The sequence below is a fragment of the Candidatus Dadabacteria bacterium genome, from assembly GCA_026705445.1.
Classification (GTDB): Bacteria; Desulfobacterota_D; UBA1144; order Nemesobacterales; family Nemesobacteraceae; genus Nemesobacter.
The window spans coordinates 69,268-94,941 of the sequence record JAPPAR010000001.1; the positions used below are offsets into that span (position 1 = coordinate 69,268).

Annotated in this window: 20 protein-coding genes; 6 read left to right on the top strand and 14 right to left on the bottom strand. The window is 47.4% G+C overall.

Going from position 1 to position 25,674, the window contains the following annotated elements:
* Positions 1-89: 89 nt before the first annotated feature.
* The 3 genes from OXG75_00325 to OXG75_00335 all read left to right on the top strand — a co-directional run bounded on the left by OXG75_00325 (position 90) and on the right by OXG75_00335 (position 3,502).
* Positions 90-1,622, top strand: coding sequence for a Ppx/GppA family phosphatase (locus OXG75_00325; GenBank protein ID MCY3624437.1), 1,533 nt, complete (start codon positions 90-92; stop codon positions 1,620-1,622).
* A gap of 96 nt (positions 1,623-1,718) precedes the next feature.
* A complete protein-coding gene (locus OXG75_00330) occupies positions 1,719-2,246 on the top strand; it encodes a hypothetical protein (protein MCY3624438.1) in 528 nt (175 codons plus the stop codon).
* A complete protein-coding gene (locus OXG75_00335; GenBank protein MCY3624439.1) occupies positions 2,243-3,502 on the top strand; it encodes a DGQHR domain-containing protein in 1,260 nt (419 codons plus the stop codon). The genes OXG75_00330 and OXG75_00335 overlap by 4 nt, the downstream gene beginning before the upstream one ends.
* A gap of 202 nt (positions 3,503-3,704) precedes the next feature.
* Here OXG75_00335 and OXG75_00340 read toward each other — a convergent pair whose 3' ends face one another.
* The 11 genes from OXG75_00340 to tatC all read right to left on the bottom strand — a co-directional run bounded on the left by OXG75_00340 (position 3,705) and on the right by tatC (position 19,052).
* Complete coding sequence (locus tag OXG75_00340; GenBank protein ID MCY3624440.1) at positions 3,705-4,340, bottom strand: hypothetical protein; 636 nt, start codon at positions 4,338-4,340, stop codon at positions 3,705-3,707.
* A 266-nt stretch (positions 4,341-4,606) separates the two neighbouring features.
* Positions 4,607-6,496 (bottom strand): ATP-binding protein, encoded by a 1,890-nt coding sequence (locus OXG75_00345; GenBank protein MCY3624441.1) that lies wholly within the window; start codon positions 6,494-6,496, stop codon positions 4,607-4,609.
* The gene (locus OXG75_00350) at positions 6,481-8,097 is read right to left on the bottom strand and encodes a DEAD/DEAH box helicase family protein (GenBank protein MCY3624442.1); all 1,617 of its coding nucleotides are present in this window, start codon (positions 8,095-8,097) and stop codon (positions 6,481-6,483) included. Before OXG75_00350 ends, OXG75_00345 begins: the two co-directional genes overlap by 16 nt.
* Before the next feature lie 214 nt (positions 8,098-8,311).
* On the bottom strand, positions 8,312-9,151 hold the full coding sequence (locus tag OXG75_00355; protein ID MCY3624443.1) for a phosphoadenosine phosphosulfate reductase family protein: 840 nt from the start codon (positions 9,149-9,151) through the stop codon (positions 8,312-8,314).
* A gap of 20 nt (positions 9,152-9,171) precedes the next feature.
* On the bottom strand, positions 9,172-12,492 hold the full coding sequence (locus OXG75_00360) for an AAA family ATPase (GenBank protein MCY3624444.1): 3,321 nt from the start codon (positions 12,490-12,492) through the stop codon (positions 9,172-9,174).
* 11 nt (positions 12,493-12,503) lie between these two features.
* A complete protein-coding gene (locus tag OXG75_00365) occupies positions 12,504-13,433 on the bottom strand; it encodes a DUF4007 family protein (protein MCY3624445.1) in 930 nt (309 codons plus the stop codon).
* A gap of 69 nt (positions 13,434-13,502) precedes the next feature.
* Positions 13,503-14,660 (bottom strand): cysteine desulfurase family protein, encoded by a 1,158-nt coding sequence (locus tag OXG75_00370; protein ID MCY3624446.1) that lies wholly within the window; start codon positions 14,658-14,660, stop codon positions 13,503-13,505.
* A 127-nt stretch (positions 14,661-14,787) separates the two neighbouring features.
* The gene (locus OXG75_00375) at positions 14,788-16,038 is read right to left on the bottom strand and encodes a type II toxin-antitoxin system HipA family toxin (GenBank protein ID MCY3624447.1); all 1,251 of its coding nucleotides are present in this window, start codon (positions 16,036-16,038) and stop codon (positions 14,788-14,790) included.
* Complete coding sequence (locus tag OXG75_00380; protein MCY3624448.1) at positions 16,031-16,315, bottom strand: transcriptional regulator; 285 nt, start codon at positions 16,313-16,315, stop codon at positions 16,031-16,033. Before OXG75_00380 ends, OXG75_00375 begins: the two co-directional genes overlap by 8 nt.
* Positions 16,316-16,524: 209 nt before the next feature.
* Complete coding sequence (locus OXG75_00385) at positions 16,525-18,231, bottom strand: AMP-binding protein (protein ID MCY3624449.1); 1,707 nt, start codon at positions 18,229-18,231, stop codon at positions 16,525-16,527.
* 59 nt (positions 18,232-18,290) lie between these two features.
* Positions 18,291-19,052 (bottom strand): twin-arginine translocase subunit TatC, encoded by a 762-nt coding sequence (tatC, locus tag OXG75_00390; protein ID MCY3624450.1) that lies wholly within the window; start codon positions 19,050-19,052, stop codon positions 18,291-18,293.
* Between the two features lie 160 nt (positions 19,053-19,212).
* Between tatC and serA the strand changes: the two genes are divergently transcribed.
* Genes serA through OXG75_00405 form a run of 3 tightly spaced genes read left to right on the top strand, consistent with a single transcriptional unit; the run spans position 19,213 to position 23,367 of the window.
* On the top strand, positions 19,213-20,811 hold the full coding sequence (gene serA, locus OXG75_00395) for a phosphoglycerate dehydrogenase (GenBank protein ID MCY3624451.1): 1,599 nt from the start codon (positions 19,213-19,215) through the stop codon (positions 20,809-20,811).
* Positions 20,804-22,063: an ATP phosphoribosyltransferase regulatory subunit gene (gene hisZ / locus OXG75_00400; GenBank protein MCY3624452.1), complete on the top strand. Its 1,260-nt coding sequence runs from the start codon at positions 20,804-20,806 to the stop codon at positions 22,061-22,063. The genes serA and hisZ overlap by 8 nt, the downstream gene beginning before the upstream one ends.
* Before the next feature lie 2 nt (positions 22,064-22,065).
* Complete coding sequence (locus OXG75_00405; protein MCY3624453.1) at positions 22,066-23,367, top strand: adenylosuccinate synthase; 1,302 nt, start codon at positions 22,066-22,068, stop codon at positions 23,365-23,367.
* Here the strand turns inward: OXG75_00405 and OXG75_00410 are convergent, their stop codons facing one another.
* From OXG75_00410 to OXG75_00420, 3 genes are all read right to left on the bottom strand, one after another.
* Positions 23,368-23,757: a hypothetical protein gene (locus OXG75_00410; protein MCY3624454.1), complete on the bottom strand. Its 390-nt coding sequence runs from the start codon at positions 23,755-23,757 to the stop codon at positions 23,368-23,370.
* 13 nt (positions 23,758-23,770) lie between these two features.
* Positions 23,771-24,742, bottom strand: coding sequence for a PhoH family protein (locus tag OXG75_00415; protein MCY3624455.1), 972 nt, complete (start codon positions 24,740-24,742; stop codon positions 23,771-23,773).
* Between the two features lie 191 nt (positions 24,743-24,933).
* Positions 24,934-25,668, bottom strand: coding sequence for a restriction endonuclease (locus OXG75_00420; GenBank protein MCY3624456.1), 735 nt, complete (start codon positions 25,666-25,668; stop codon positions 24,934-24,936).
* Positions 25,669-25,674 lie beyond the last annotated feature (6 nt).

Consider the following 25,674-nt stretch of genomic DNA (forward strand, 5'->3'; position numbering starts at 1 on the left):
TGGACAATCTGAATACCTGGAAACGAGGTGACAACCGAAAAATCCTTGCTTTTTCTATCTGCGCTTGTTGAGCAAGCCGGGAACAATCCATGACAGAAATCTCTCCTCCCGCCACGCCGTTCGGCAAGGCCGGAACCGTGGCGGTAATTGACGTGGGATCGAATTCCATACGTCTTGTGATCTACAAGGGCCCTAGGCGCGCCCCGCTTCCGATACTTGATGAGAAGGTTCCCTGCGGCTTGGGGCGCGGGATGGATTCTCAGGGCAGGATGTCTCCGCAGAGCATGGATCTCGCCCTGCGAACTGTAAGCCGCTTTGTCGATATCGCGCGGTCCATGAGGGTTTCCGGCGGAATAAAGGCGGTTGCCACCGCTGCGGTGAGAAACGCCGCAAATGGCCCCGATTTCAAAAAGGCCGTTGAGCAGCAATGCGGGATTTCTCTTCGGGTGCTCTCCGGCATGGACGAGGCTAGGCTTTCTGCTCTTGGCACTCTCTGCGCTATCCCTGACGCTGACGGCGTAATGGGGGACATAGGCGGCGGAAGCCTTGAATTGGTGGAGATCTGCGAGGGGGAAATAGGAAACCACGCTACATTGCCGCTTGGCACGATACCGCTTCTTGAAAGCGGTCTGAGTCCCGTGAAAGCCCGCAAGAAACTGATTGCCCCCCTCCTTGACGAGCTTCCCTGGCTTGAGAACGCGAAAAAGAAGACCTTCTACGCCGTCGGGGGTTCGTGGAGAGCCTTGGCTAAAAAACACATGGAGTCTGATGATTACCCGCTTCGAATAGTTCACGGCTACAGTCTTTCCAGATCAAGGGCAGTTGATATGGTCCGGGAGATAGCCGAGATGTCTTCAGGTTCGCTTCAGGACCTCTGGATTCTGGGGCGAAACAGGGTGGAGTCTGCTCCTTACGCCGCCACGCTTATGAAGAGTCTTTTAAAAAAAACGGACGTTAACAACCTTACGTTCTGCACGTACGGGCTTCGGGAGGGATGCATATACGACGATCTTTCCCCGGAGCAGCGTTCTCTGGATCCTCTGGTTGTCATGTGTGAGGAGATTGCCCTTAAGATGGGAAGATCCATTGAGGAGGGCAAGGCTTTCTGCAGGTGGATAGATCTGGCGATTCCTGATAAATACTCTAGGGACCCGAGGTTGAGACTCGCTGCATGCCATCTCTCGGACATAGGAATTTCCGAGCATCCGGAGTACCGCGCGGAGCAGGTGTTTTTGAGGATACTGCGGATGCCGTTTGTGGGAATTGCTCATCCGGAGAGGGTGATGGTAGCTCTGTCGGTGGCCTCAAGGCACGCAGCGATCGGAAACTTGGTCCGTCGCTGGGAAGTCTCGGATTTTCTTTCCGGAGACGATATTGAAGAAGCTAGGGTTACGGGGCTTGCGCTTCGCCTGGCCTACACGGTTTCAGGAGGAGTGGCGCGGATTCTTGAGAGCACTAGGCTTGAGAGGACCGGAGAAAAACTTGTTTTACATATGCCTGACCAGATTCCACATCCGGAAACTGTAGGTAGGCGTCTGGGCGCCCTTGCCAAGGCCGTCGGATGCGATTACGAGACGATTGCAGGGGAGGTGTCTTTGGTTAGAACAGCAAGATTTATGTAAGATTTAGAAGATTAAAAGCCTCTGTATATTTACCTTGTACTATCGAAAAAAGCTTATAATTCTTACAGAAAATATCAATCAGAAGGGTAAAAGGAATTGAACATCGACTCGCTAATAGACTTTACCAATGAAGCTACTAAAGAAATAGCCAAGTATAAACGTGATTTTATACTGTCTCAGCCGAAAATGATAAAGAAGGATAAAAAATACATTATTTCTACTCTTGATTGGAACTCTGTTAGCTATGGTCCTGCAGAAGTGAATAAGGTTCCGAATGATAAACGTGGTATATACGCTTTTGCGATTTGTCAAAAGAGTGCTGTGTTACCGCCACACGGGTATATTTTATATATAGGAATTGCGGGTCGTGATTCAAAACGCTCACTTAGAAAGCGCTATAAAGACTACCTGAATGAGCACGAAGTTAGAAAACGTGATGGGATCGCACGAATGATTGGGACATGGCATAAAGTCCTAAGGTTCTTCTTTGCTCCGGTAGATGACAATGTTTCTTCTGATGATCTCAAGAAATTGGAACAACAGTTAAATACGGCACTTATGCCACCGTTCTCTATAAACGATTTGGAAGCTGATACGAAGAGAAAGATAAGGGCGTTCAAGTGAGGAAAATCAAGCCAAAAAAAATTATCTTACCTGCTCTCCGCGGTATTATGGGTGATTGGGTGTACTATTCCTGTCTTTTAGATTTGCGAGAATTGAGTTTAAGAGTTGATTATGCAAAGGAAATTCATAATAACGAAAAGCTTTCGGACATGATACAGAGAAGGTTAGAAGAGTACCGAGGTAAACTAATTGCCGAATATCTCCATATGCAACCGGAGCGGTTTTTCAATTCTCTTATTGTTGCTGTATATGGTGGTCAGCCCAATTGGCATGCATTGTCCGATGTTCGGAGTAAAGGGGAGAATGACGAACTCAAGAACCTTACTGAATCGACTATTGCTTCAGTAGGGTTCTTAACTCTTAGCGGAGACGAGAAACTCTTTGCACTAGATGGACAACACCGGCTTGCGGGCATCAAAAAGGCCATCGAAGATGGCCTCATTCAAGATACTTATGATGAGGTATCAGTTATCTTGGTTGCGCATAAGAATACAAAAAGAGGTTTAGAAAGGACACGGCGCCTATTCACAACGCTGAATAAGACTACAAAACCTGTATCAAAGGGTGGAATTATTGCTTTGGATGAAGATGATGTTATGGCTATCTGCGTTCGACGTCTTATAGAAGAGACAGATTTATTTTCTGGTAAACGCATAGCATTTGTGGCGACCAATAATATGCCGGTGACAAATGTATCAAGTTTAACAACTATCGGAAATTTATACGACATACTGACAATATTGTTCTCAGTTGCTAAATCCTCACTGAAAAAACCAAAGACAGGTCTACAGAGAGTACGCCCGGATGATGAGAAACTTGATTTATATTTCGAATTTTCAAAAGATTTCTTCGTTCAATTATCCAGAAGCTTACGTGAGCTAAATGAATTTTTTGGTGCTAGCAGTACAACCAAAATTGTTAAGAAGTATCGTGGAAATCACGGAGGAAGTATGCTGTTTAGACCTATAGGGCTAGAAATTTTTGTGCGTATCGTAGCACGATTGACGGAAGACATGTCTCTTTCCAATGCGATAAAGTTAGCTGCGAAACTTCCTCGTGACCTTAGCAAAGTCCCATACAAAGGGTTGATGTGGGATGTCAATACCAAAAGAATTCTTAATTCCCACAGAGTGACGCTTCGTGAAATCTTACTTTATATGGTTGGGGTCTCAAAAATATCGGATGAAGATTTGCTGGAAAGATATCGTAAAGAGATTGGAAATGAGAGGGCAAAGTTGCCCACTGTTATAAAATAGCATTCAGGGAACATTTTGGTTTCTTAAGGCTTCGTCAAACTTGCACTAGAGATTCTAGGTGAGTACTGCATTTTTATCCTTTGTCATCTCAAAGACTTTTGGTAGCTCTGTCACTACAAGACCTTTTGGAGTTATCATTTTTGATCAATTCTATTTAGTTGGAACACCGACAGAATAGCCTATGTAATGTAAATGAAGCCGATTAAATCCTTTTGGCTTTAATGAGTTTTATCGAGTCTTGTGTCGTTTGGTATTCTGTTGGAAGAAAGTACGTGAACCAACGTTCAAGTATCTTAAGAACATCGCGGGGTTTGTGCTCTTTAACATTAACACCGATTTTGATAAGCAAATCGCTGAGCGTATCTTCAGTCATTTGTCCTTCCTCATTAATATGTTCAATTACTCGACTAACAAGAGGAGTTTGGGTGATTGTAGCAGCAACCCACGCTCGAAAGCCTTCCTCATCCATTCCTGAAACGATACCTATTTGTGCAAGGTCATTCCGCATCGTCTGTTGAGCAGAACGACTGATATCATCGTTGCCACAGTACATTGAATAGAGTTCTTCGGGATTTCTGACACGTGGAACCCAATTAGGAGGTAGTATCCCCATGTTTGTTTCTGGTGTTATAGAAGGTAGTTTACGGAGTTTGTCAAGTAAACCCTCAAGACGATTGCGTTGTTCCTCTGTAGCACGCACTGCTCCAGCAAGCAATGTTCCCTCAAACTTGACGATTTGATCAACAGTTCGGGGGACTGGTGTTAGTAGTTCTAAGTTTGCAGGTGTTTTCCAACCAAGTGCGGTGAGAGTTACGTTAGCCGATCCGATGAGGCACATATCATCTGCGGAAAAGAATTTGGCGTGCAGATCATGTCGTAAGTACAATGGTATAGATCTCGATTCAGCCAAGTCGTAGATCCCTAAGTCTGAAGTTCCCGCAAGTAGGTCTGCTAAGCGCCACCGTGTAACAACTATAGTTTTTGTACCGATTGGAATACTGTCAAGGAGTCGAGAAAATGCCTCGGATCGTATGAATGGTGCTACAATTAACACGTTTTGTTGAGCACCATTTAGGAGCGAAGAGAGTTCGTCTCCCAAAGTTTTCATGTTTCGATTACCTTTAAGAATTTGCGAGCTTCTCTCCCCCAATCCATTCGAATATCCTCAAGTCTTTCTTTGATTTCAGATGGAACCTTATCTTCGTGACGGGCCCAAGCGATCAAAAGCATTTTGAGTGTGAACTCAGCCTTGCGGAGGCGTTCAACAAGTTCTTCGGAAGATTGGTCTTCAATTTCAGCGGTTAATACCTGAATAAGGTGTTTATGGACCGGATGCTGGTCATTCAACCATATTTCCAGCACATCGTTGACCGACTCGACATCGAAAAAGGCATCCTGATGACCGAGGGTAACCGCTTTTATGAGTACACGGCGACCGCCACGAACAGTTTCTTCTGCCCATTCGTAAGCAGTTTTATCGCCTACTCTGACTTGCTTGGTTGACTCAACGATCTGTTGAATTTTTTCTTCTTCATTTGTCTCAGGGGCCTTATCGCTATCTCCAGTGTCACCTTTTTGCATCTGCTCATTTATGACTTTCGTCGCAACATCTTCCACTTCTTCACCAGTTTGTGGATGTCGAGTTTGTGGACCCGTACCAAGCATTATCATTCTGCGCTCTCTTCTCATCTGTGCAATCTGTTTATCAATCCAAATCCATATCTCAAGAAGATGGCCCATAGGGTCGGATGTTTCTTTAAGTCGTTCAGAGAACTCGCCGAATGTCTCTCCAGGATTGGACCACTCGTTCCAATCGAATCCGGCACCTTTAACGAATGTATGAGCGTGTTGTTTGTTATTTACAACTCCGAATATTTCATCAAGAATAGGATCGAACTCCACCTCTACTGACCACCAACGTCCCTCCGGTTCGTAGTTATTTACCCAAGCTGTACTCAGTTCAAGTTCACGCCGGGCCCGAACAATCGATACTCCTTTGTTACGAGCAGCATGCTTGCCCCATGGTGCATCTCCGGCCTTGGAGTAAGATCTCGGCCACTGAACCTCGGACTTCTTCTCATTAATTGCGTCTGGACGTGCCATAGTACAACGTACATGGACTTCCCCTTGGGTGTTATTATTTTTGATCGACCATGTTTTTTCGTTGAATAATTGGAACATGGATTTATCTTGGAATGGCTCAGGTGTTGAAGAAGGGCTCATCAGGTAAAGCGGGTCGTTGGGAAAACACTTCCCTTCCTGTTCAATGGCCAAGTGGGGGTCTTTGTCAGAAGCAAGAATTAGCTTAATCGTAACCGGCCTTTCGTGATCTGTGAGAAACTTACGGTAGATACGGCCACATAGGTCTGCTGTTCGCTCAATGGTTTTCGCTCCACCGCGCCACTGAACTCGATCAAGTTTGCTCCATACGACTAAGGTTCCGGTTGTTTCAGAGGTTATTGCTACAACCTCTTTCCACTGTTCTGGAACTGAAGAAGAGGTTGATGTGGGCACTTCCTGCTGTCCAGTAGATTTGATTTCGTCTAGGTCGAGATAGCAATGGAAAGCGTTGTCAGCACCGTTTTGCCATGTCCATACATCCACACGCCGACACTGCGAAATCGAGGACTGTGGAAGTCCCACGCCAAAGCGACCTATCCCCCTTTTTTGACGATTTAGACGGCGGGTTCCATCGCCAAATTTCAAAGCGCGTCTTAATGTTGTACTATCCATCCCCTCACCATTATCGGCAACAGCGATTTCGCTTACTTGAGGTCGCGCATAGGGCTTTTCTGGGTCCGATAGCTTTTCAACAGCTATAATCTCTACTAGATCGGCTTTAGCTTCGACAGAATTATCGATGAGTTCCGCAAGTGCGTGATCGGTGTCCTTATAACCACTATCGCGCATTGCTTCAATTGTCAGTTCCGCCGAAACAATCGAAAAATCAAATTCTTGTTGAGTTAGTTTAGAATCCATTATGCTACGTTCCATACATCCTCCCAGTTCATGAAGGCTTCAGCGACATCGCCGAAACCCGGCAAGTTAGTGTCAACTACCGTAACTACTTTACAGTGTTTTGTACCCCCCGCTTTAGGTCCTCTAATTACCCGGCCTACCATTTGGCTGTACAACACCAAAGATTTTGTTGGACGAGCAATCAACGCAGCACTTGCTGCCGGTGCGTCAAAGCCCGTTGTAAGTACACCGTAATTGATTAATATTCGGTGGGGACCACCGGGTCGCTTGAATCTTTGAATCACATGTTTCCGCTTCCAGGAATCAGTTTTGGCGGTAACTGCGTCTGCTTTGAGTCCCATGCCTCTACAAACGCTTGCCAGAAGCAATGCGTTATCGACCGAGGCTGCGAAAACGAGTATCCGTGAATGAGTCTCTACAAGTTCCAGAAGACATTGAATAATGCGTAGATTACGTTGTTCATCCTCGCCAAATCGTGCGGCAAAGTCGTCAGAAATGTCCAATGCTTTTGATATTTCCGCTAGATCTTCGGTAGAGAGCTGGAGCCCTGGTTCAACATTGAGAAGAGAGAAATCAACTTCGGCGAGGTAGCCTTCATCGGTAAGGTGTTTAATTGGGTTAGATCCGTTAAAACTAATCATCACTTTATTTCCACAAAACAACTCCGCTACAGCGGTATCTATATTTGGATCTCCCCATGTTCGTCCAGGCGTTGCACTCAATCCAAGGAGCGGTGTCTTGGGGTTTCGGCTAACAACTGTCTCGATAATATCTCGGTAAGTTGTGGCTACCGCTTGGTGTGCCTCATCAAATACTACCATAGTTGTCCGATCACCAAGACTCCATAGTTTCTTGCGTTCTTTTCCATAGGAATGCAGTTTAGCCAAGCCCGCAATAACCATACCATCTGTAATTTTATCAATCTGTGGGTTATGACTTGACCAGAATCGCAAACAATCAACTTGCCGATCTCCCAAAGCCCTCCAAGTCAATTCGAATTCTGTCGCCGCTTGTTCCAGAAGTTCACGAGTTGCTGCTAACCAGAGCACCAGACCTTTGGGACGGGTACGAAGGTGGGAAGCAACAATACTCATTGCCGTCCGTGTTTTCCCAGTACCTGTTGGGAGGTGTAGCATTGCGCGGCCTTCCTCAAAATATAGATATCGCTCAATATCGCTTGCGGCTCGTTTCTGGTGAGGAAATAATCCTCTTTCGGGCAACACGGTTTTAGCTGATTCGGAAATAGTAGTCATTTGATTAGCAATCGTTGTGAATCCAAAAAATCCCAAAAGATTTCGGCGTAAGGACTGCTCTAGCTTGTCTTTCTGTCGTAACTGATTGATGCTTATCCCGATTCGATCCTCTAGTTCACCGATTTTGGATTGTGGTACAGCATTCAATAGAATTTCTCGTCTTTGAGTATCATTTATGACTAGCTCAAGAGAGAGAGTTCTACTAAGAGTTTCTACACGTTTTGAGCTATTGATGCGTCCAGGGTCGATTGCATTGATTAGGTTGAATGCCCCGGTGGGTAGAAGCTGCGCAGCATGAAAATCATCTAGTTTCTCACAAATCTGAGATGGTTGAACTCCTGGTAATTCTGTGGAAACAGTCATAACTATTTGTTCGGATTTGCTACATTACATAGATAAAGGGATTAACCTCGGAAAACATAATTGAGTTAATGGATTTTTTCAAGATATACAAAGAAGCAAGTCTGGTGTCTCTAACTCAGACTGGTAGCGAATAATATTTGTAATACCATTGGGGATTATGGGTTAGGCTTTTAGTTTTAGAGAATAAAAATTATGAAGAAATATACTTGTGTAGTTACTTGTGGCAGACAATGCACGACGCAGCTACTTCTGGAACTCCATATATTTCGTCAATCTCTATACATTCAAGGCCTTCATGGAGCGGGTTTCTTTGTTTGCGCCTTTTCTCTCTTTCAACCCGTTTGTTATAGTCTCTTTTTATTTCTTCCATTCGCTTTGGGTGCTCAAGTTCCGTAAGAGACTCGTTCTCACTCCAAGTAAAAGGTGAACCATGTTGTAAAGCGGTTTTTTCATAACGTTTTGCTTCTTCAAAGGCTTCCGGATGCTCATGTTTTAGTCTTACCCACTCGATTTTCTGCTGAAAGAAGCAAAATGTACAACCACTCCGCGAACGCCAACGATAATAGCTAGGAAGTCCAAGACCCGAGGATTCAAGTAGGTTAATCACCCCAGCTTTGTCAATTGCATTTTCTCTAAAAGGAAATTTGATCTGAAGATTAGCATGAGTGGTTTGCATGCCTAGTCGTTCCGGCTCATCGGCCCTGATGGCAATATAGCTGAAGACTTTCACCCCAGATTCCAGATCATTCTTAATCCATTGCTCAAATGGTCTTAGCTTGAGTTGGCGTGTACACCACCGAGAGCGTGCCGAGGGAAGATAGTTGCCGTATTGATGAAGCCAGAAATCAAAATCTCGATCTGGGTTAAGTCTTTCTATAGGTTTCCCCAAAAACCCTTCAATGTGTCCGAGAAATTCATAAACCTCCGGTAGTTCTTTGCCCGTATCAGTAAAGAAGTAGTGAATATTAAGATCGGGGTAATTTTGCCGCATAAATACAGCTAGTGCTGCACTGTCACGGCCTCCAGATAAACCTAAAACATGTTTTTCTTTCACTGTGTGTTTTTCCTAAATATTTATTTCTCTATTGATATATGTTTTAACGTTTCCGCTAAAGCGGCTAATTTCTGTTTGTTGTTAATACCGTTTTTATTGAGAATGGATTCTATATCTCGTGCCAACATTAAGATTTCTTTTTTTTCATCTTCGGTGATATCAAAAGTCTCAATCATAGTATAGCCGTTTTCTCCTGTACCGAGCATTAAGGCTAAGGCTTCAGAAGTCGGATTTCGCTTTTTTAACTGTGCCAACATTTCCGCCTGACGGAACTTAAGAGTAAAGTTTGCAATCTCGAGCGCGGCGGCTTTAGGGTCATTATCAGACCAATCACGAACTGGCTTGTTGATTGCCAAGCTTGCGATTGATTCCATATCTTCTAGAGCATCGGAGAATTCTTCAAGTCTTCCCACGAATGCGTCAAGACGAAAGTTTCCGGTTATGCCGCGAATAATTTTCGCCCGCCTGTGCAAGCTTTCTAGGTTTAGTTTTTTTTGCCCTAGTCCTTCAAGCATGTTTTTGCGTAGACTCGCTACCATTTTCGGGTATGCGTCTTCGAGTTCTTTCAGTGTGTCTTTGATGAATACGCCGAAGTGCCCATAGGACTCCTTCTCATGAAGCGGATTTCCTTGAAGCTTGGCATCCTCGAATATAATTGGCAAATCCACAAACAATGCCTGAAGAGGGTCATTGGCTGATAAGAGCACGCCTCGTACCTTTCGGGCTTCATCAGAAATTGAAGATGCTCTTTTTGTCCATGTGGGAAGTTTGAATGCAAACCGGACTAAGGCCCTTGCAACCTCAAGCGGTTTTTTGGGAACTGAATTGTCGCTGGTTTGATTGGCTACATCCCAGAGATACTCAAGTAACCTCTCGTTACGTTCTCCTAGGTCAACCCAACGCAGCTGAATTGTGCTGTTTTTTTGCAAAAGATGGTCTACTACCAATTCGTTTATTTCCGTCTGGAATATGCCTTCGTTATAGACTGCGACCGATGTACGGTTTGTCATTACAAAGGCCATGGTGAGAACAGGAAGTACCCCGCGACGTATACCAAACGGAGGGGATGTCCAGTGCTTATATATTTTCGAGACAGAAACGATTTGGTTTTCTTTAAGAAGCTTTTCGGTTTCTTTCCAAAGTTCAAAAACCCCTTTGGTCTCCTTATTTTGCGATAAAGGCTTAAGAAATCCATAAGCGTCGTTTTTTGTCTTGCCGTGGAGTTCTAGGGCTTCAAGAATGCTTTTATATATTCCTAGTTCTGAGGGGAACCCCTTTATGTCGAGATTTTCTTGATCGGGATGTTTAACCATGCTGTAGAGCAGTTTTCGTATGGCTGCTTGTCCATTTCCCGAGGGTTTTTCCCGGTTAACTAACTCCGTACGAATCTTTGGCGCATGTGGAAATGTTTTGTATGCTAGGTTTGAGGCAAAGACGGACAAAGAAGATGTTGTTTTCCTTTGCTGCAGACGTCCTTCTATGAACCATCTAGTTTGATTAAGGGAAGTTTTTAGAATGGTCTGCAGTTGTTCTTTTACAATGGTGATTCTTGCCTCGATCTCTCGCCTTGCCACGGAATCACCTTCAAGTTCGGGATTGTTTCTTTTGATATCATGCAAGGCGCTTAATTCTTTGCCTAAATCGTTTATGCTTTTGTATTTAGGGCTGAATCCTACAGCAACCGGATAACCGCTGACAACCGACTTAGACGCTTCTCTGCAAATGGCTTTTATGTTTTCCATGTCATAATCTTCAGATGGAATTACTAGAAGGAATGTTCCCGCCATTCCATCGGCCGGTCGGAAGTTTTTTGCTAAATCGTGCACTTTTTCGGCCGACACGATTTCTACTTTGAACCACCTGAGAGTACCGATTTCGTGATAATGCTTTTTGGCTATAATGGGACGCATTTGAACTAGATTGCCAAGTTGTTCTATATCTAATTCTCTTACGATAAGTTCTTTTTGAAGCGAGCCTTCAATGTCAAAATCACTGCCCGCATATATGGCCCATGAATTAAAATGTTTTCTGAATATTACGGCTGACCATCTTTCTACATCCTTAAGTGCTTTTTCTATATCGCTTTCTCTAGCTTCTGCAACGCAGGCTTTTAAGACTTCATTTTCCGGCATCAGTCCGGATCCGTGGCGGAACATCTCGACAACCGCAATGGTTTTAGCAAGTTTTGCGTGTAGTGAGTCGCCCCTAGCTTCACAAAGCGCTATTGACTCTAGAGCCTGAGCCCACCTGTGACTGTCTGTAGATTCCATAATTGCCGATTCAAGGTTAACTCTCAGATAATTCCACAAGCGCCACGGTTCATATGTAGTTCCATTGACTTCGGTTGATTTTAGGAAATTTTGAAAACCTTCTGGTTCACTTGATCCCAGAAAACCAAATACGCTTCTTTCATTCTGTCCGAATCGCCGTCGCGACAGGGGACCAAGCAATACGGCCGTTGCGGGATGAATGGGCCAGCAAGAATCAAGACAAGCAGCAAAATCAGATGGAATGCCAGCCCGCCTGTTTCTTATAGAGTTTGCTATGACCTTCGCTGTTGAAAGACTTTCAGGGTGTTTCAAATCTGTATCTATTGCTTTGCCTATCAAGTCAACTACTTCTTCAACCGCAGTAACGAGAGGGATATCGACATAACGCCCCTGTACTTTAGCCCATTCCTTGCGCGCTTTTTCTCCAAGGCGGGAGGCGTATTGTTCAAATGACTGATGAAGAATTCCCAATACTACAAGGTGCCCCTTGGTGCGGCTTGCTGACTCAGCGAGTTCTTGGAAAAAGTGAATATCTCCTCCATGCCGGGTAGCTTCTTCGAGGTATTTACCCATCTCATCTATTACTAGCAGGACTCCATTGCCGGGGCGCTCTTCCGCTTTTTCCCGAAGAAATTTTATTACGTCTCTTGCTGATTTCTCAGTTTGGTTTTGTTTTCTAGTCTGAAAGAGATTTTTTCTGAGATCGTTTACTAAATCACCTCTGTGCCCCACCAACGGAATAACGAGCCAGCCCGATTCATCTGACGGGAAAGCTTTCTCAAAGTAGGGAAGCTCTTTTGTTAATTTCTTAGCTTGGCATCTAATAGGGTTTTTAGTAACAGAAGCACATAAAACCAAGGCTAGGCTTGATTTGCCCGCACCATAGGGCCCCGTGCAGGTAAATGCCCGGCGGTTGGATTCCGCAATCATCTGGGCCATTCTTTGCAGTGCATACTTGGCTGAATCGTGAAAGACGAATCCGTCAAGGGCTTCAGGAGTCTCTAGATCAGTATCAATGCGTGCAGACTGCTGAAAGGGTCTGGCTATCTTGATTTTTTCGAAAAGCAGCATTTCACTCTAAATCAATTGTCAGTATAAGAAAGATCAAGGAGACGCATTGATTCTATGTTCTCTTTTGCCTTAGCTACGTTTCTTATTCCCGAAGTATCGGTCCACTGAAAGCGCCCACCTGAACTTTCTCCTATCTTTACAAGTCGTTCAACTAGAGATTGTTCATCAAGCTTGAAGACTCGTCCGGGCGAACCAGGAGCATAGGTAAGAAGTTCTACCGAAGCGAAATTCTGGTTAGGTATCTCAGCTTGCCAAAATTCATTCAGGGAATAGAGAAAGACACCTTCGGGCAGGTTCGGTTTCGGTCCATAGTTAAACTCAAACATATGAGACCCTACTGCGTTGATTAGTTCTAATTCTGACAGAACAGATTCTATCGAGTCTTCAGAAAACTTTTCATCTCCTTGATGCACGTAGCTTCTGAGGAAGCAGTCGACATCTCTTTTGATGGTTGTCTCGGATGTACGTTTCCACTTCCGGTTTTCACATAGATTTTGTATGGATTTAACAATGTCCTCGCGCCCGAATTTCCTTTCGGAAAAATAGTTGAAGGCATAGTACCAAGTCGAGGTCCTTCCCCATTGTCCGGCTACCATCCAATGTATTAGCCACAAAGTCGCTTCTTTTTCCATAAAAGGGTCGCGACCGGTTTTGGGATTAAAAAGAAATTCGCCAATACTAGTTGGCTTAAATGATCCGTTCTTGTGTTCTATGATTTTACAAGCGAGGGACCAATGGCGAATTGAATTTACCATGTTTTTTCCCACACCGAAGTTTACTATGGCGTCGGGATCGGAGAACGGGTTTTTCCTGTGATTTTCTTCACTGAGATCGGCAACTTTTTCGTAAGCCTTGCATAACCAAAGATATCTAAGCGGAAAGGTCTCGTGACCTGTAAAATGTCCTTTGTTTTTTTCGTCTGCTAGGGGTCCTGTGTACACAAAAATAGCCTGACTGGATAGATTATCCAGTTTATACCCTACATTCTGTGCAACGGAAACTCAAGACTGTTAAGAATTGGAGGAAATAGCGCAATTTCTAATTTGGATAGCTTTTTCAGAAATCAGGTCTATGGCACGATTAACTTCTTCGAGCGAGGTAAACCTGCCGAAGCCGAGACGAATAGAGCAGTTTATTTCATCTATACTAAGCCCTAAAGCAGCGAGCACGTAGGAAGGCTCGACAATACCGGCATTACAGGCGGCTCCGGTTGAGAAGGCAACTTTATCTTGGAGCATGGTAACGAGTGCATCTGAATCAACGCCGGGGAGTTGTATGTTAAGATTGCCGGGAATTCTTTGGTTAAGGTCTCCGTTAATTACCAAACCTGGAAAATGAGTACGCAGTTTGTCTATCAAAGCGTTTCGGAGCAACAAATTGTGTGTTCGGTCTTTTTCAATTTCTTCATCAGCGATTCTGCAGGCTTCTCCTAGTCCTGCGCAAAGAAATGCGGGTACTGTGCCGGCACGTAAATTGTTTTGCTGTGCTCCTCCGAAAATAATCGGTTCAATTTTTGAAGAATAGTGGTGAGATACGTACAGTGCTCCTATACCCTTTGGACCGTAAACCTTATGGCCGGATATGCTGAGTAGGTCAATTTTCATTTCTTTAACATTTATTGGAACCTTTCCTACTGCCTGTGCCGCGTCTACATGAAACGCAATGCCTTTCTTATTGCATAGTTCACCGATTTCTCTAATCGGCTGAATGGTTCCGATCTCGTTATTGACTAGCATGACGGAAACAATGACGGTGTCCTTGGTAAGAGTGGATTCTATCTTTTTAATGTCAACGATCCCGTTTTTCTCCACTGGAACCACATCAACTAGGCACCCATATTTCCTCATGGCGCGTGCCGTGTTCAACACGCACTTATGCTCGATTGAACTTATAACTAAGTGTTTCGATCTAGATTTGTTATTGCGCAGAAGACCTTGAATGGCCAAATTGTTTGATTCGGTAGCTCCAGATGTAAAAAGTATTTCTGATGGTTCCGCTCCTATGATTGAGGCAATTAATTCCTGCGCTTTGTCAATTGCTTCGGCGGATTTCCAGCCAAAAATGTGTTCGGAATGTGGATTGCCAAACCACCGTGTCATGTACGGTTGCATTTTCTCAACAACTCTAGGGTCTAATGGGGATGTAGATTGATAATCAAGAAAGATCATGAAGAGTTCTAGGTTTTTCTATTTGATTTTATGTTAGCGATTCGGCAAAAGTTTTGACTCTGTTTATAGCAAAGTAAGCTAACCAATTTTTTATTGATATGAGATAGCAGCGACGGAAATCCCTAGGTTAATTCTTGTCTGTCCTTTTACACTGCTTGATTACGACTTGCTCTATGCGTTGCAGTGCCGGATATTCGCCGAACTGCTCCTCAAAAAAAGTTCTTGTTAAAATGAGATTCTCAGACAACTGGGCTGCAACCTCCTCGACAAGACCAACCAGGTATCGCGGTCGTATGTCGCACTGCCTAGCCATATCTTCCCAATGTTGCTTGAGAATGGCACTAGGATTCCTTTCTTTTCCAACGGACAATGCCAGGTGGTAATCGATTCTATCTATGGCCCGGGTACACACAAGATCGTAAAAGGGCGCCAGCCGAATCTCTCCATCTGGCGTATGCAGAAGCGATAGATTCTTGGCGTGACCGTCAGAATTGCCCGCAAGCACGTTGAATATCTGCCAGCGCAGCAGGTGCGGAAGATCCGTGGCCGGATCACTCGATACATTCCGTAGCATCCCGAAGCACTGTGCGAAGGACGGTCCGCCGTCTTCCTGATATTTTCTTTCATGACCGTACCCAAGCGCTTGGCAGAAATCTTCCTGGTGTGCTCGCAGAACCTCTCCATCGTCGCTTGGGAAGCGGTCGTAGCGCTGCGTAATCGTGTAATGGATCTTGTTTATGGAACGCAACTCGATGTCGATGACCGGCAGGCCGACGGCACGGGCGAGTAACGTGGTGAAGGTCTCATAGGCGGGCACGTTACGGTATCCTTCAATCTCAAACTTGAGTATGTGACTCGAAGGTGACTCTCCCTGCGGCAGCAGATATTTTCCTTCCCGCACGAGAATAGGGAATTTGTTCTGGGCACCGGCCAGTGAGAACCTTGCTCTTTTTTCTTCTGACCAGGAGTACGGCTGTCCGCGTTGAGCTATCAGACCGGCGAGTTCTTCATCGTCTATAGGGCGATAGCTTTGCTCCACTGAGGGTTGCCGCCCTTCCGGGAGAACGGATAAAGCGCCTGCGCACTCACCGCCTATAGCCCGCAACAGATTAAAGTCCGTGTCAGATATTTTCAGGTCGCGGACGATGCGCTCCCGAAAACCGCCTTCGGGAAGCAGGTTGGCGAAGAACCTGTGGGCAACGCCTTCTTCCGCTGTAAATTCCTCGGGACTGAGAGGAAGAGTCTGCGAGATAGCGAATCCCCCGCCCGAGAGCCAGTCGTTATCATAACGAAAGCTTATATGGCCGAAGGAATCTCGCCGCAGATGGCCTACCAGCCTGCGCCTGTTCCATATGTTTAGCGCATCGGGGTCACTCATCGGTTTCTTTTCCGTTCTCCGAAATCTTGGATAAGGGTGTTGTCCTGCGAGGCTGGATTACGACTTCAAGTCCGACGGTTTGCAGCGCTTTTAATACTTTGCCGATCTCGGCGGTCTCCTTGCCCCGCTCGAACTCGGAGAGAAAACGAGGACTCAAGTTTCCTAGTCCGGAAACCGTTTCTAGCGTAAGGCGGCGGTTCTTGCGATGGGCACGGGCTGTACGGCCCAATTCTTCCGTTGATCGGATGATGCCATATTCTGGGTTTTGTTTTTTCATTGTATCACCTAAAATATTCCTGTACGGTAAAAAATATCATATTGTACAGAGAGAGTCAATTAAAAGTTATCGTATGTGACTATATTATTAATAAAAGCTGTTTAATATAATAGATAATCACGTACGATAAAAATAAATCAATATAATAATTGGAACTTATCTTTAGACGGTATGTTGAGATAGAGACCGAGTTGAAAGATGTTTTCTTTCTACCTCTTTAACTTGTAGCCGGCTTCCACCATGTCCCAGGTGTCTTTGGTAACGCCCTGTTCGCGAAGCTTGTTCTTCTGAGTTCTCTGCGTGCCGGTTTTGGGGAAGGAATCTACAGACCTTATGAATCTTGGAATCATGAAATAAGGCATTCTGGGCTGCAGGTAGTCTATCAGTTCCGGGGGGTCTACCTCTTTTCCTTCCTTCGGAATCACTAGTATCATGAGCTCGTCTTCTGCGTATTTCCCGGCTTCTGACTTTATGCCTATAGCTGCCGATTCCTCGACATCAGGGTGGGAGTTGACAATTTTCTCCACCTCAAAGGAGCTTATGTTCTCCCCCCTTCTCCTTATGTAGTCCTTCACCCTGTCGACAAAGTATATGTAGCCGTCTTTGTCCATTCTTCCCGCGTCGCCCGTATGGAACCAGAAGTTCCTGAAGTCCTCGACGGTCTTCTCTGGCATTTTGTGATAGTAGTGAAGCATCACGTTCGGTATCTTGGGGCGGACTATGATCTCCCCTATGTCCCCCCTAGGCACCTCTTCGTCTGTTTCCGGGTCGGCGATCTTTATCTCGTAGTTTGGGGCTTCCTTTCCGCAGGACCCAACCCTGAAGGGCTCTCCCGGTCTCATCCAGGTGCACTGGCCTATCTCGGTCAGGCCATAGCCTTCCATGAACTTTATCCCGAAGCGCTCCATGAACTCCTCTATCATGTCGTGAGGGGCGGGCGAGCCGAGAACGAGCTTTATCTTGTGCTGCTTTTCCTCCGGCACGGGAGGGGTGTTCCAGAGAAAATACGACATGGTCCCCACGGTGTTGAACTTTGTCACCCCGTGGTCTACCATCCATTTCCAGAAGCGGCTTGAGCTGTATCTCTCCTCGACCACCGCTTTTGCTCCCTTTATCAGTGCCGGGTAGACGGTCATCACCATGGCGTTTGAATGGAAAAGCGGAAGGCACGTGAAGCACACGTCCTGAGAGCCGACATCCATTATCTCGGCGTAGTTCCTAGCGCTGCTGTAATCGGCGGCGCAGGGTCTCATTACCCCTTTTGAGCGGCCCGTGGTGCCCGACGTGTACATGAGCCTCGCGTAATCCATGAAGGTAACCTCGACGTCCGGCTCCTTGCCCGAACCCGAGTTTATGAATTCTGAGTAGGAAATCATCTTGCGGAACCTGTATCCGTGTCTTTTAAACTTCTTGCTCCCGCTTCTTGTCCAGACTATGACATGGCGAAGCTTTGAGAGGTTCTTCGCTATGGGGGGCATCCGGTCTAGGTACTCTTCCGCTATGAAAAGCACCTCGGCATCCGAACTGTCGATTATGTATTCAAGAAAATCCATCTTGTAGGCCGTGTTTATGGGTACCATCACGGCTCCCATCTTGAGGATTCCGAACCACGTTATTACGTAGTCGTCGGAGTTCGGCATGTAGACGGCGACTTTCTTTGCCTTTTCCACCCCGAGGGCGCAAAGGGCGTTTGCCACGCGGTTGGCGAGACGGTTTGTCTGGTAGAAGCTAAGCGGCTTTTTGTATCCGAACTGAAGAAAGGGCTTTTTGCCCAGTTTTTTCGCCTGTTCGCGAAGCACCTTGGGAAGCACCCAGTTCGACCTGTCTTCCTTGAGGTACCAGTTGACGTCGAATTTCCCGTTCTCCCGCTTGTAGGTGACGGGATGCATGAGGTCCTTAGGTTTTTTTCTTGTCATTTTTCTCTCCTTTTCCGCGTTGCGGCGGGGACTCTCGGTTAAGGGTCAGGTCTTTTTTCTTAACCGAATTCCTCTCCGGCCGGTTCTGTTTCAGGTTTTTTCTTTGCGAATACTTTTGCGATAATTATTCCAAGCTCGTAGAAGATGAAAAGAGGAACGAGCATGAACATCATCGATACGGCGTCTGTAGTGGGTGTTATGAAAGCGGCGAGAATGGCGTTTATCAAAAACGCGTATTTTCTGTTCCTAGCGAGAAATCCCGCTGTTACAAGCCCGAGCCTTGAGAGGATGAAGACTATAAGCGGAAACTCGAACACGAGCCCGAAACCTATCATAAGCGCCGTAAGGAACGACAGCGCCTCCTTTATGCTGGGAAACGCCTTTACGTACTCTGTAGTGTATTCCCCGAGCAGAAACCGAAGCCCCTGCGGGGCGGCGATGAAGTAGCAGAAAAGCGCGCCGATGATGAAAAACAGCGTTCCGAACGTGACAAGCGGAATAACGACCCTTTTTTCCCTCTTGTAGAGCGCGGGGGAAACGAAATGCCAGACGTTATAGAGAATGAACGGAACAGAAAGGAAGAAGGAGAAAAACAGCGATACCTTGAGATAGGTAAGAAACCCCTCGGCTGGGCGTGTGAATATGAGGGAGCTTCCCTCGGGCAGGCTCCTTATTATGGGTCCCATGAGCAGGTCGAAGAGCTGCTTTGAGAAAATGTAGCAGGGAACGAAAAAGACGAGTATCGGAATCAGGGAATATATGATTCTTTTTCTGAGTTCTTCTGCGTGCTCAAGAAAATCCATGCCGGTTTCTTCTTTCATTACGGCAGGTTAGGGTAACCCAAATCGCGGTTTTTAACAATTTCGCGCTTCCCCGCGGGTTCTTTTTGCCCGCTCCGGAAACACGCCCCGGCTGATTGACATTGTCTTTCGTTTAACTATTATCTTAGTGGTTTTTATCCCGCCATCCCGGAGGAATTTCTTGAAAATACTGATAACCGACGGACTTGCTAAGCAGGGCCTTGAACTTCTTAAGGCCGCCGAGGGGGTCGAGGTTGACGAGAGAAAAGGCATCTCTCCCGACGAGCTTGTCGATATAATAAAGGACTATGAAGGCCTCGTGGTAAGAAGCGCTACGAAGGTTACAAAGGAAGTCATAGAGGCTTCGGGTGGCAGGCTTCGGATCATAGGACGCGCCGGAATAGGGATAGACAACATAGACCTTGACGCCGCGACCAGAAACGGGGTGGCCGTTATGAACACCCCCGAGTCAAACTCGATAACCACTGCGGAGCACACCATCACCTTGCTGCTTTCCCTTGCCAGAAGGATTCCCCAGGCCCACTCCTCGATAAAATCGGGCAAGTGGGAGAGGAACAAGTACAAGGGAGTTGAGGTCTATGGAAAGACGATAGGTCTTGTGGGCCTCGGAAACATAGGAAAGCTGGTGGCAGAGCGTGCTATGGGTCTTAAGATGAAGGCGATCGCGTACGATCCTTACCTAAGCAAGGAAGCCGCGAAGAAGCTAAGCATCGAGCTTGTCTCCCTGGATGAGCTTTTCCGTCGCTCGGACGTTATAACGGTGCACACGCCCCTAACGGACGAGACGAGGGATCTGGTGAACTCTGAGTCTTTTGAGAAGATGAAAAAAGGTGTGATAGTGATTAACTGCGCCAGAGGGGGGATAGTGAACGAGGCGGACATGGCTGAGGCCCTCCGCGAAGGCAAGGTGGGAGGAGCGGCGTTTGACGTTTACACCTCAGAACCCATAGACCCCGAAAACCCCGTTCTCTCGGTCGATGAAAACATAGTGCTCACCCCGCATCTAGGCGCTTCAACGGAGGAGGCGCAGATAAAGGTCGGGACCACAATGGCGGAGCAGCTTATAGATTTCGCGCAGAAAGGGGTAGTCAGAAACGCGGTTAACATGCCGTCGCTTACAACGGAGCAGCTTGCCGTCATGAGGCCTTATATGTCAATCTGCGAGAAGATAGGCAGTCTTCACGGGCAGATCTGCAAGGGCGCGGTTCGCACTGTAGAGGTGACTTACGAGGGCGAAGCGGCCGAAATGGACTGCGGGTACCTGACGGTTTCCGTGCTGAAAGGCTTTCTCTCGCACATAATGGATATCTCGGTGACTTACGTTAACGCTCCGTCGATAGCCGAGGAAAGAAAAATAAAAGTGGTGGAGTCAAAATCCGCGGCCATGAGCCAGTACACAAGTCTCATTACCGTGACCGTTACGACCCGCGAGGCGACCAACGAGATTTCGGGAAGCGTTTTCAGCGGGAACCACGGGAGGATAGTCAAGGTGAACGGGGTCGAGATCGACGTCGTTCCCGAGGGATTCCTGCTCGTGAGCCACAACTACGACCGCCCGGGCTTCATAGGTTCCATGTGTACTGTTCTCGGGAAAAACGGCGTAAACATCGGTCGGATGCACCTTGGAAGAAAATCCGCCGGCGGGGAAGCCATAGTTTTTACGAACGTCGATACCGAGGTTAGCGAAGAAGTTATCCAGGAGATTTTGACCGTAGAGAATATTATTTCGGTAACCCAAGTCAGTTTTTCAGATGAATAGATTTTTGACACTGCCCCAGGGAGTGAAGGATTTCGGTCCCGTAAAGGCAGAGAACCTCAAGCGGATAGAGAACGTGCTCCTTGAGGAGTTTTCCTACTGGGGGTACAGGAGGGTTATAACCCCTCTTTTCGAGTATCTTGACACCATGTCCGCGGGCATCGGGGAAGACTTCAAGCACAGGCTGATGAAGTTTGTCGATCCGCACACGGGTGAAATAGTGGTGCTGCGCCCCGACATTACTCCGCAGATCGGACGCATGGTCGCCACGCAGTTAAGCGATTATCGCTACCCACTCAGGCTTTGCTATTCGGGAAGGGTGGTGAGGTACGAGGAGAAGGGCAGCGGCAAGGAGAGGGAAGTTTTTCAGCTCGGCTGCGAGCTTCTGGGGCTTAGTTCGACTGAAGGGGATTCCGAGATAATCGCGCTGGCCCTGAAATCGCTTAACCGTCTCGGCCTTAAAAAAATAACGCTTAACCTCGGGCATACGGGCATTCTTGATGCGGTTCTTCGCGACGCCGGGGAGATACGGGACGAGCTTGTGCAAGCTCTCGTGAAAAAGGACCAGGAGTGGATAAGAAGGATAGTGGAACCCTCCGGGATTCCCACGGACGTAAAGGATGTTCTTCTCTCCCTTTCTGATTACTACGGCGATGCCGATATCCTTCGCAGGGCCGCCCGGAACGAGGGATTCAAGCTCTACATTGAGGAAATCGTCTCTGTGATCTCCGTGCTTGAGGAATACAATATCGAATGCGAGATATCGGTTGATCTTGTTGAGGTCAAGGGTTTTGAGTACTACACCGGAGTTACTTTCGAGGTGATATCGTCCGTCGCTCCCGTTTCCCTGGCTACGGGCGGCAGGTACGACGGCTTAGTCAGCCGGTACGGGCGCAGCGTCCCCGCCGCGGGATTCGCGATAGACGCCGAGGCGCTTATGCAGAACACCAAGAGCAGAGACGGCGAGAACCAGGTCCATTTCATAATAGTGCCCAAGAGCCAGGATCTCAGAAGTGACGCCATAAGGCTTGCCGAATGGCTACGTTCAAGCAGCTTCAAGGTCATACTTGACTTAACCGGAAGCCATGCGGACATGATCGATTCCAATAATTTCTTCGACGGGGACGGCTCGTTCGCCACATACGGGATCATAGAGCTTGAATCTCCTTCCAAGATGAAGCTGGTCGAATCCCGGACCGGGTCGATCAGGGAATTCTCCAATCTCGAGGAACTTCTTACCGGAGGAGGGCTCTAGGCTTGCCGAGCATAGTGGTCCTTGGTACGCAGTGGGGGGATGAGGGCAAGGGAAGGATAGTGGATCTCATAGCCTCAAGGACCGACCTGGTGGTGAGATACCAGGGCGGAAACAATGCGGGCCACACCATTGTTACGGACGGAAAGAAGATCATACTCCACCATGTGCCCTCGGGCATACTCAGGGAAAACAGCCTGTCTCTTATCGGAAACGGGGTGGTCGTTGATCCCAAGGTGCTGGTCGCGGAAATAGACGCGCTCAGAAGTGCCGGGTATCCGGTGAGCCCCTCTAATTTCCTCGTAAGCGACAGGGCCCATGTGATAATGCCCTATCACAGGGAAATAGATCTGCTTAGGGAGAAGCGGCGCGCAAGCGGAAGGAAAATAGGCACTACCGGCAGGGGAATAGGCCCGGTCTACGAAGACAAGTACGCAAGGCGGGGCATAAGGATGCTTGATCTTACCGAACCCGAAGCCTTTCGCCAGAGACTCATTTCCGTCATGACCGAGAGAAACGCGTATGTAGAGAAGGTTCTCGGGGCGGAACCCCTCGATCCCGAGAGCGTGTATGAAGAGTACGTCGGGTACGGCGAGGTTCTCGGACCCTTCATCGCGGATGTCTCCGCGATTGTCCGCAGAAGCGGCGATGAGGGCAAGAGGATCCTTTTTGAAGGGGCTCAGGGGTCACTTCTTGATATCGATTTCGGCACTTATCCCTACGTCACGTCGTCAAACGCGGGTCTTGGGGGTGTGTTTTCCGGTACCGGCGCGGTACCGGCGCTCGTAAGCTCCATAGTGGGAGTTGCTAAGGCGTATACCACCAGGGTCGGGGAAGGTCCCTTCCCAACGGAGGAATCGGGCGAGATACAGGATGCCCTCAGAAGGGAAGGAGAGGAATACGGGGCTACCACGGGGAGAAGCAGAAGGTGCGGATGGCTTGACGCAGTCGCGCTTAACTATACGCTGAGAACAAACGGCGTAACCGCCATTGCCCTTACGAAGCTTGACGTGCTTTCGGGCTTTGAAAAAGTAAAGATATGCACAAGCTACGGATATAACGGATCGAGCATGAAGGAATTCCCCGCAAGCCTCTCCGTTCTTGAGAACTGTGAGCCCTCATACGAGGAGATGGACGGGTGGGATGAGGATTTGGCCGGGATAAAGAGCGCCGAACAGCTACCCCAAAACGCCCTGCGTTTCATAAAGAGAGTTGAGGAACTGACCGGAGTTCCGGTCTGGATCGTTTCGGTGGGACCGCAGCGCGACATGTACTTGGAGTTAAGCGATTGCGTATTTTCCCGGTAGTTAGTCCTCTTTGAGAACCCTGATCGACTGCGCCGCAAGCTTGGGATCGAACCTGTTCTCAGATGAGATGAAGTTGCTGTCGAAAAGGCCCGAAGCTTCCACTATGTCCCCCTCGGCAAAAGAGAGTTCTTTTTCCCAGACGACAGTTATGTAGTTTCCGTCGCTGTCGGCGAGCTTAAAAGTCGCCGATTTCGCCGGTTCCCCCATCGTTTCGATCTCCCACACCTTTCCTTTGACGCGCACTTCCTGCATCGCGTATACCGAGGGATTAAGCACGAGAACCACTACGGATTTGTCAGCCGAGATCATTGAAGTTGCCGGATTCTCCCATCTTTTGCACGAGGGAGCAAGAAGCATGGCTGCGAGAAGAAAGGCGGCGAGTGTTTTCATCTGTTTTCTCCTGTTACGGGGTACGTCCGCTCACATTATCCTTAATTTTTTCGTACGCGTCTATTATTTTCATCACTAGAGGATGCCTTATGACGTCAGTTTTCGAGAAGTTGACGAACTCTATTCCCTTTATTCCGGAGAGGATGTTCATGGCTTCGATCAGCCCGGAGTTCTGGTCCTTGGCAAGGTCTATCTGGGTAATGTCTCCCGTTATGACCGTTTTTGAGCCGAATCCGAGCCTTGTAAGAAACATCTTCATCTGTATGGCTGTCGTGTTCTGCGCTTCATCGAGAATTATGAATGCGTCATTCAGCGTTCTTCCCCTCATGTAGGCTATCGGGACGATTTCAATCATGTTTTTCTCAATCAGCCTGTTTGCCCTCTCAAAATCCATCATGTCGTAAAGAGCGTCGAAAAGGGGCCTCAGATACGGATTCACCTTTTCTTGGAGATCGCCGGGGAGAAACCCCAGTTTTTCTCCCGCCTCCACGGCGGGCCGAGCGAGCACTATTCTGTTTACTTTCTTGTTCGTAAACGCCGAGACGGCCATCGCCATCGCCAGGTAGGTTTTTCCCGTTCCCGCTGGTCCTATGCCGAACACCATGTCGTTTCTTCTTATGGCGTCGATGTAGAGTTTCTGGTTTATTGTCTTGGGGGTTATTATTTTTTTCCGTACGGATATGCAGACCGTGTCGAGGAATATCTCTTCAAGGGAGGCGTCTTTCTGGCTTAGAAGCCTTTTCGCTATCTTTATGTCCGAAGGCTGGAGAAGGTACCCCTTTTCTATAAGAGAATACATCTGCCCCATGAGCATGCCCGCCTCCGCGGTCCTCTCCTCGTTCCCCTTGAGAGTGATTTTGTTGCCCCGGGTGTGGATGCTTATGTCGAATTCGTTCTCTATTTCCTTGAGATTCGAGTTAAATTCCCCGTAGAGGACCTTTACCGCTTCTATGTTCTCAAGTTCGAGTTCCCTGATTCCGTCCATAGGCACCTAGGCTGCCGCGCGGGAGAAATTACGCTTCGTGTTTAGAAATTTTATGGCATCCACCCGAAACCAATACTGTACAACTTGGCGTCTCACTTCTGTTTATTTTCCCTTTTTTAGTATTTTTCTCAACAGTTCTCCAGTTCTTTTCCCTGTAACGGATATATCCTATGAACTGGGCATTCTATTCACTACCTTGCCGATTCGGCGGCTATATGACCCGCAAGTTCCGTTACAAAGGTGCGAAGCCCTGTAATTTCACTCATTTCGGTATATTTGCCGGTGCTTGCGGCGGAGCGGGGGGACATGAGGACGCATGCGGCCGAGTAGAGTCGTTCCTGAACGAGTTTTTTGCAGAAAACGTCGTAGCGATCCGCATAGGAAGCGTTCTGAAAATCCGGGAACAGTTGGAAGTGGGGAGACCGATTTTTTACCGGTTTGCGCGATACATGGGTATCTTCAAGAAGGATCAGCCATCCCAGAAATGGTCGTGACTGTTCACCGAACGCGCCTTCGCGATAGGCCGTCCACAGATCGACAGCGGTTCCTATAGCTTCTTCGGTACGGTTGTTAAAATTGTTACCGAATGAGGGGCCGACCTGTGATTTCAACTCGATAGCCGCAACTAGGCGGCCTCTCCTCAATATCAACAAATCCCAAATCTTTGTTGGGCGGAAATAACCGGGAAGAGTCAATACGCGTCCTTGTTTCAGAACTTTTGCATCCTTCATACCGTTTCTACGGACAAGACTGGAGACCAGGTCGAGAAAACCGTCCATATTCTTTCCGGCCGTGACGCTTGCGCGCTCCCCTTGGTCGGCTCTCCCAGAGTCACTTTGTCGCTTGCGCGCTGCTTCTCGGTTTTTCCAGAACTTTCTTACCGCTGTTGCGGTTTTTCTCTCGTAGTTTGCAAGATCAAGTGCCATAATTTT

Excerpts from the sequence above, each read along its gene's own strand:
- OXG75_00385 (MCY3624449.1), bottom strand. The coding sequence starts at position 18,231 with ATGACAAGAAAAAAACCTAAGGACCTCATGCATCCCGTCACCTACAAG.
- OXG75_00380 (MCY3624448.1), bottom strand. The coding sequence starts at position 16,315 with ATGAAAAAACAAAACCCAGAATATGGCATCATCCGATCAACGGAAGAA.
- OXG75_00325 (MCY3624437.1), top strand. The coding sequence starts at position 90 with ATGACAGAAATCTCTCCTCCCGCCACGCCGTTCGGCAAGGCCGGAACC.
- OXG75_00420 (MCY3624456.1), bottom strand. The coding sequence starts at position 25,668 with ATGGCACTTGATCTTGCAAACTACGAGAGAAAAACCGCAACAGCGGTA.
- hisZ (MCY3624452.1), top strand. The coding sequence starts at position 20,804 with ATGAATAGATTTTTGACACTGCCCCAGGGAGTGAAGGATTTCGGTCCC.
- OXG75_00415 (MCY3624455.1), bottom strand. The coding sequence starts at position 24,742 with ATGGACGGAATCAGGGAACTCGAACTTGAGAACATAGAAGCGGTAAAG.
- OXG75_00350 (MCY3624442.1), bottom strand. The coding sequence starts at position 8,097 with ATGACTGTTTCCACAGAATTACCAGGAGTTCAACCATCTCAGATTTGT.
- OXG75_00410 (MCY3624454.1), bottom strand. The coding sequence starts at position 23,757 with ATGAAAACACTCGCCGCCTTTCTTCTCGCAGCCATGCTTCTTGCTCCC.
- OXG75_00360 (MCY3624444.1), bottom strand. The coding sequence starts at position 12,492 with ATGCTGCTTTTCGAAAAAATCAAGATAGCCAGACCCTTTCAGCAGTCT.
- OXG75_00375 (MCY3624447.1), bottom strand. The coding sequence starts at position 16,038 with ATGAGTGACCCCGATGCGCTAAACATATGGAACAGGCGCAGGCTGGTA.
- OXG75_00345 (MCY3624441.1), bottom strand. The coding sequence starts at position 6,496 with ATGGAACGTAGCATAATGGATTCTAAACTAACTCAACAAGAATTTGAT.
- OXG75_00370 (MCY3624446.1), bottom strand. The coding sequence starts at position 14,660 with ATGATCTTTCTTGATTATCAATCTACATCCCCATTAGACCCTAGAGTT.
- tatC (MCY3624450.1), bottom strand. The coding sequence starts at position 19,052 with ATGAAAGAAGAAACCGGCATGGATTTTCTTGAGCACGCAGAAGAACTC.
- OXG75_00340 (MCY3624440.1), bottom strand. The coding sequence starts at position 4,340 with ATGTGCCTCATCGGATCGGCTAACGTAACTCTCACCGCACTTGGTTGG.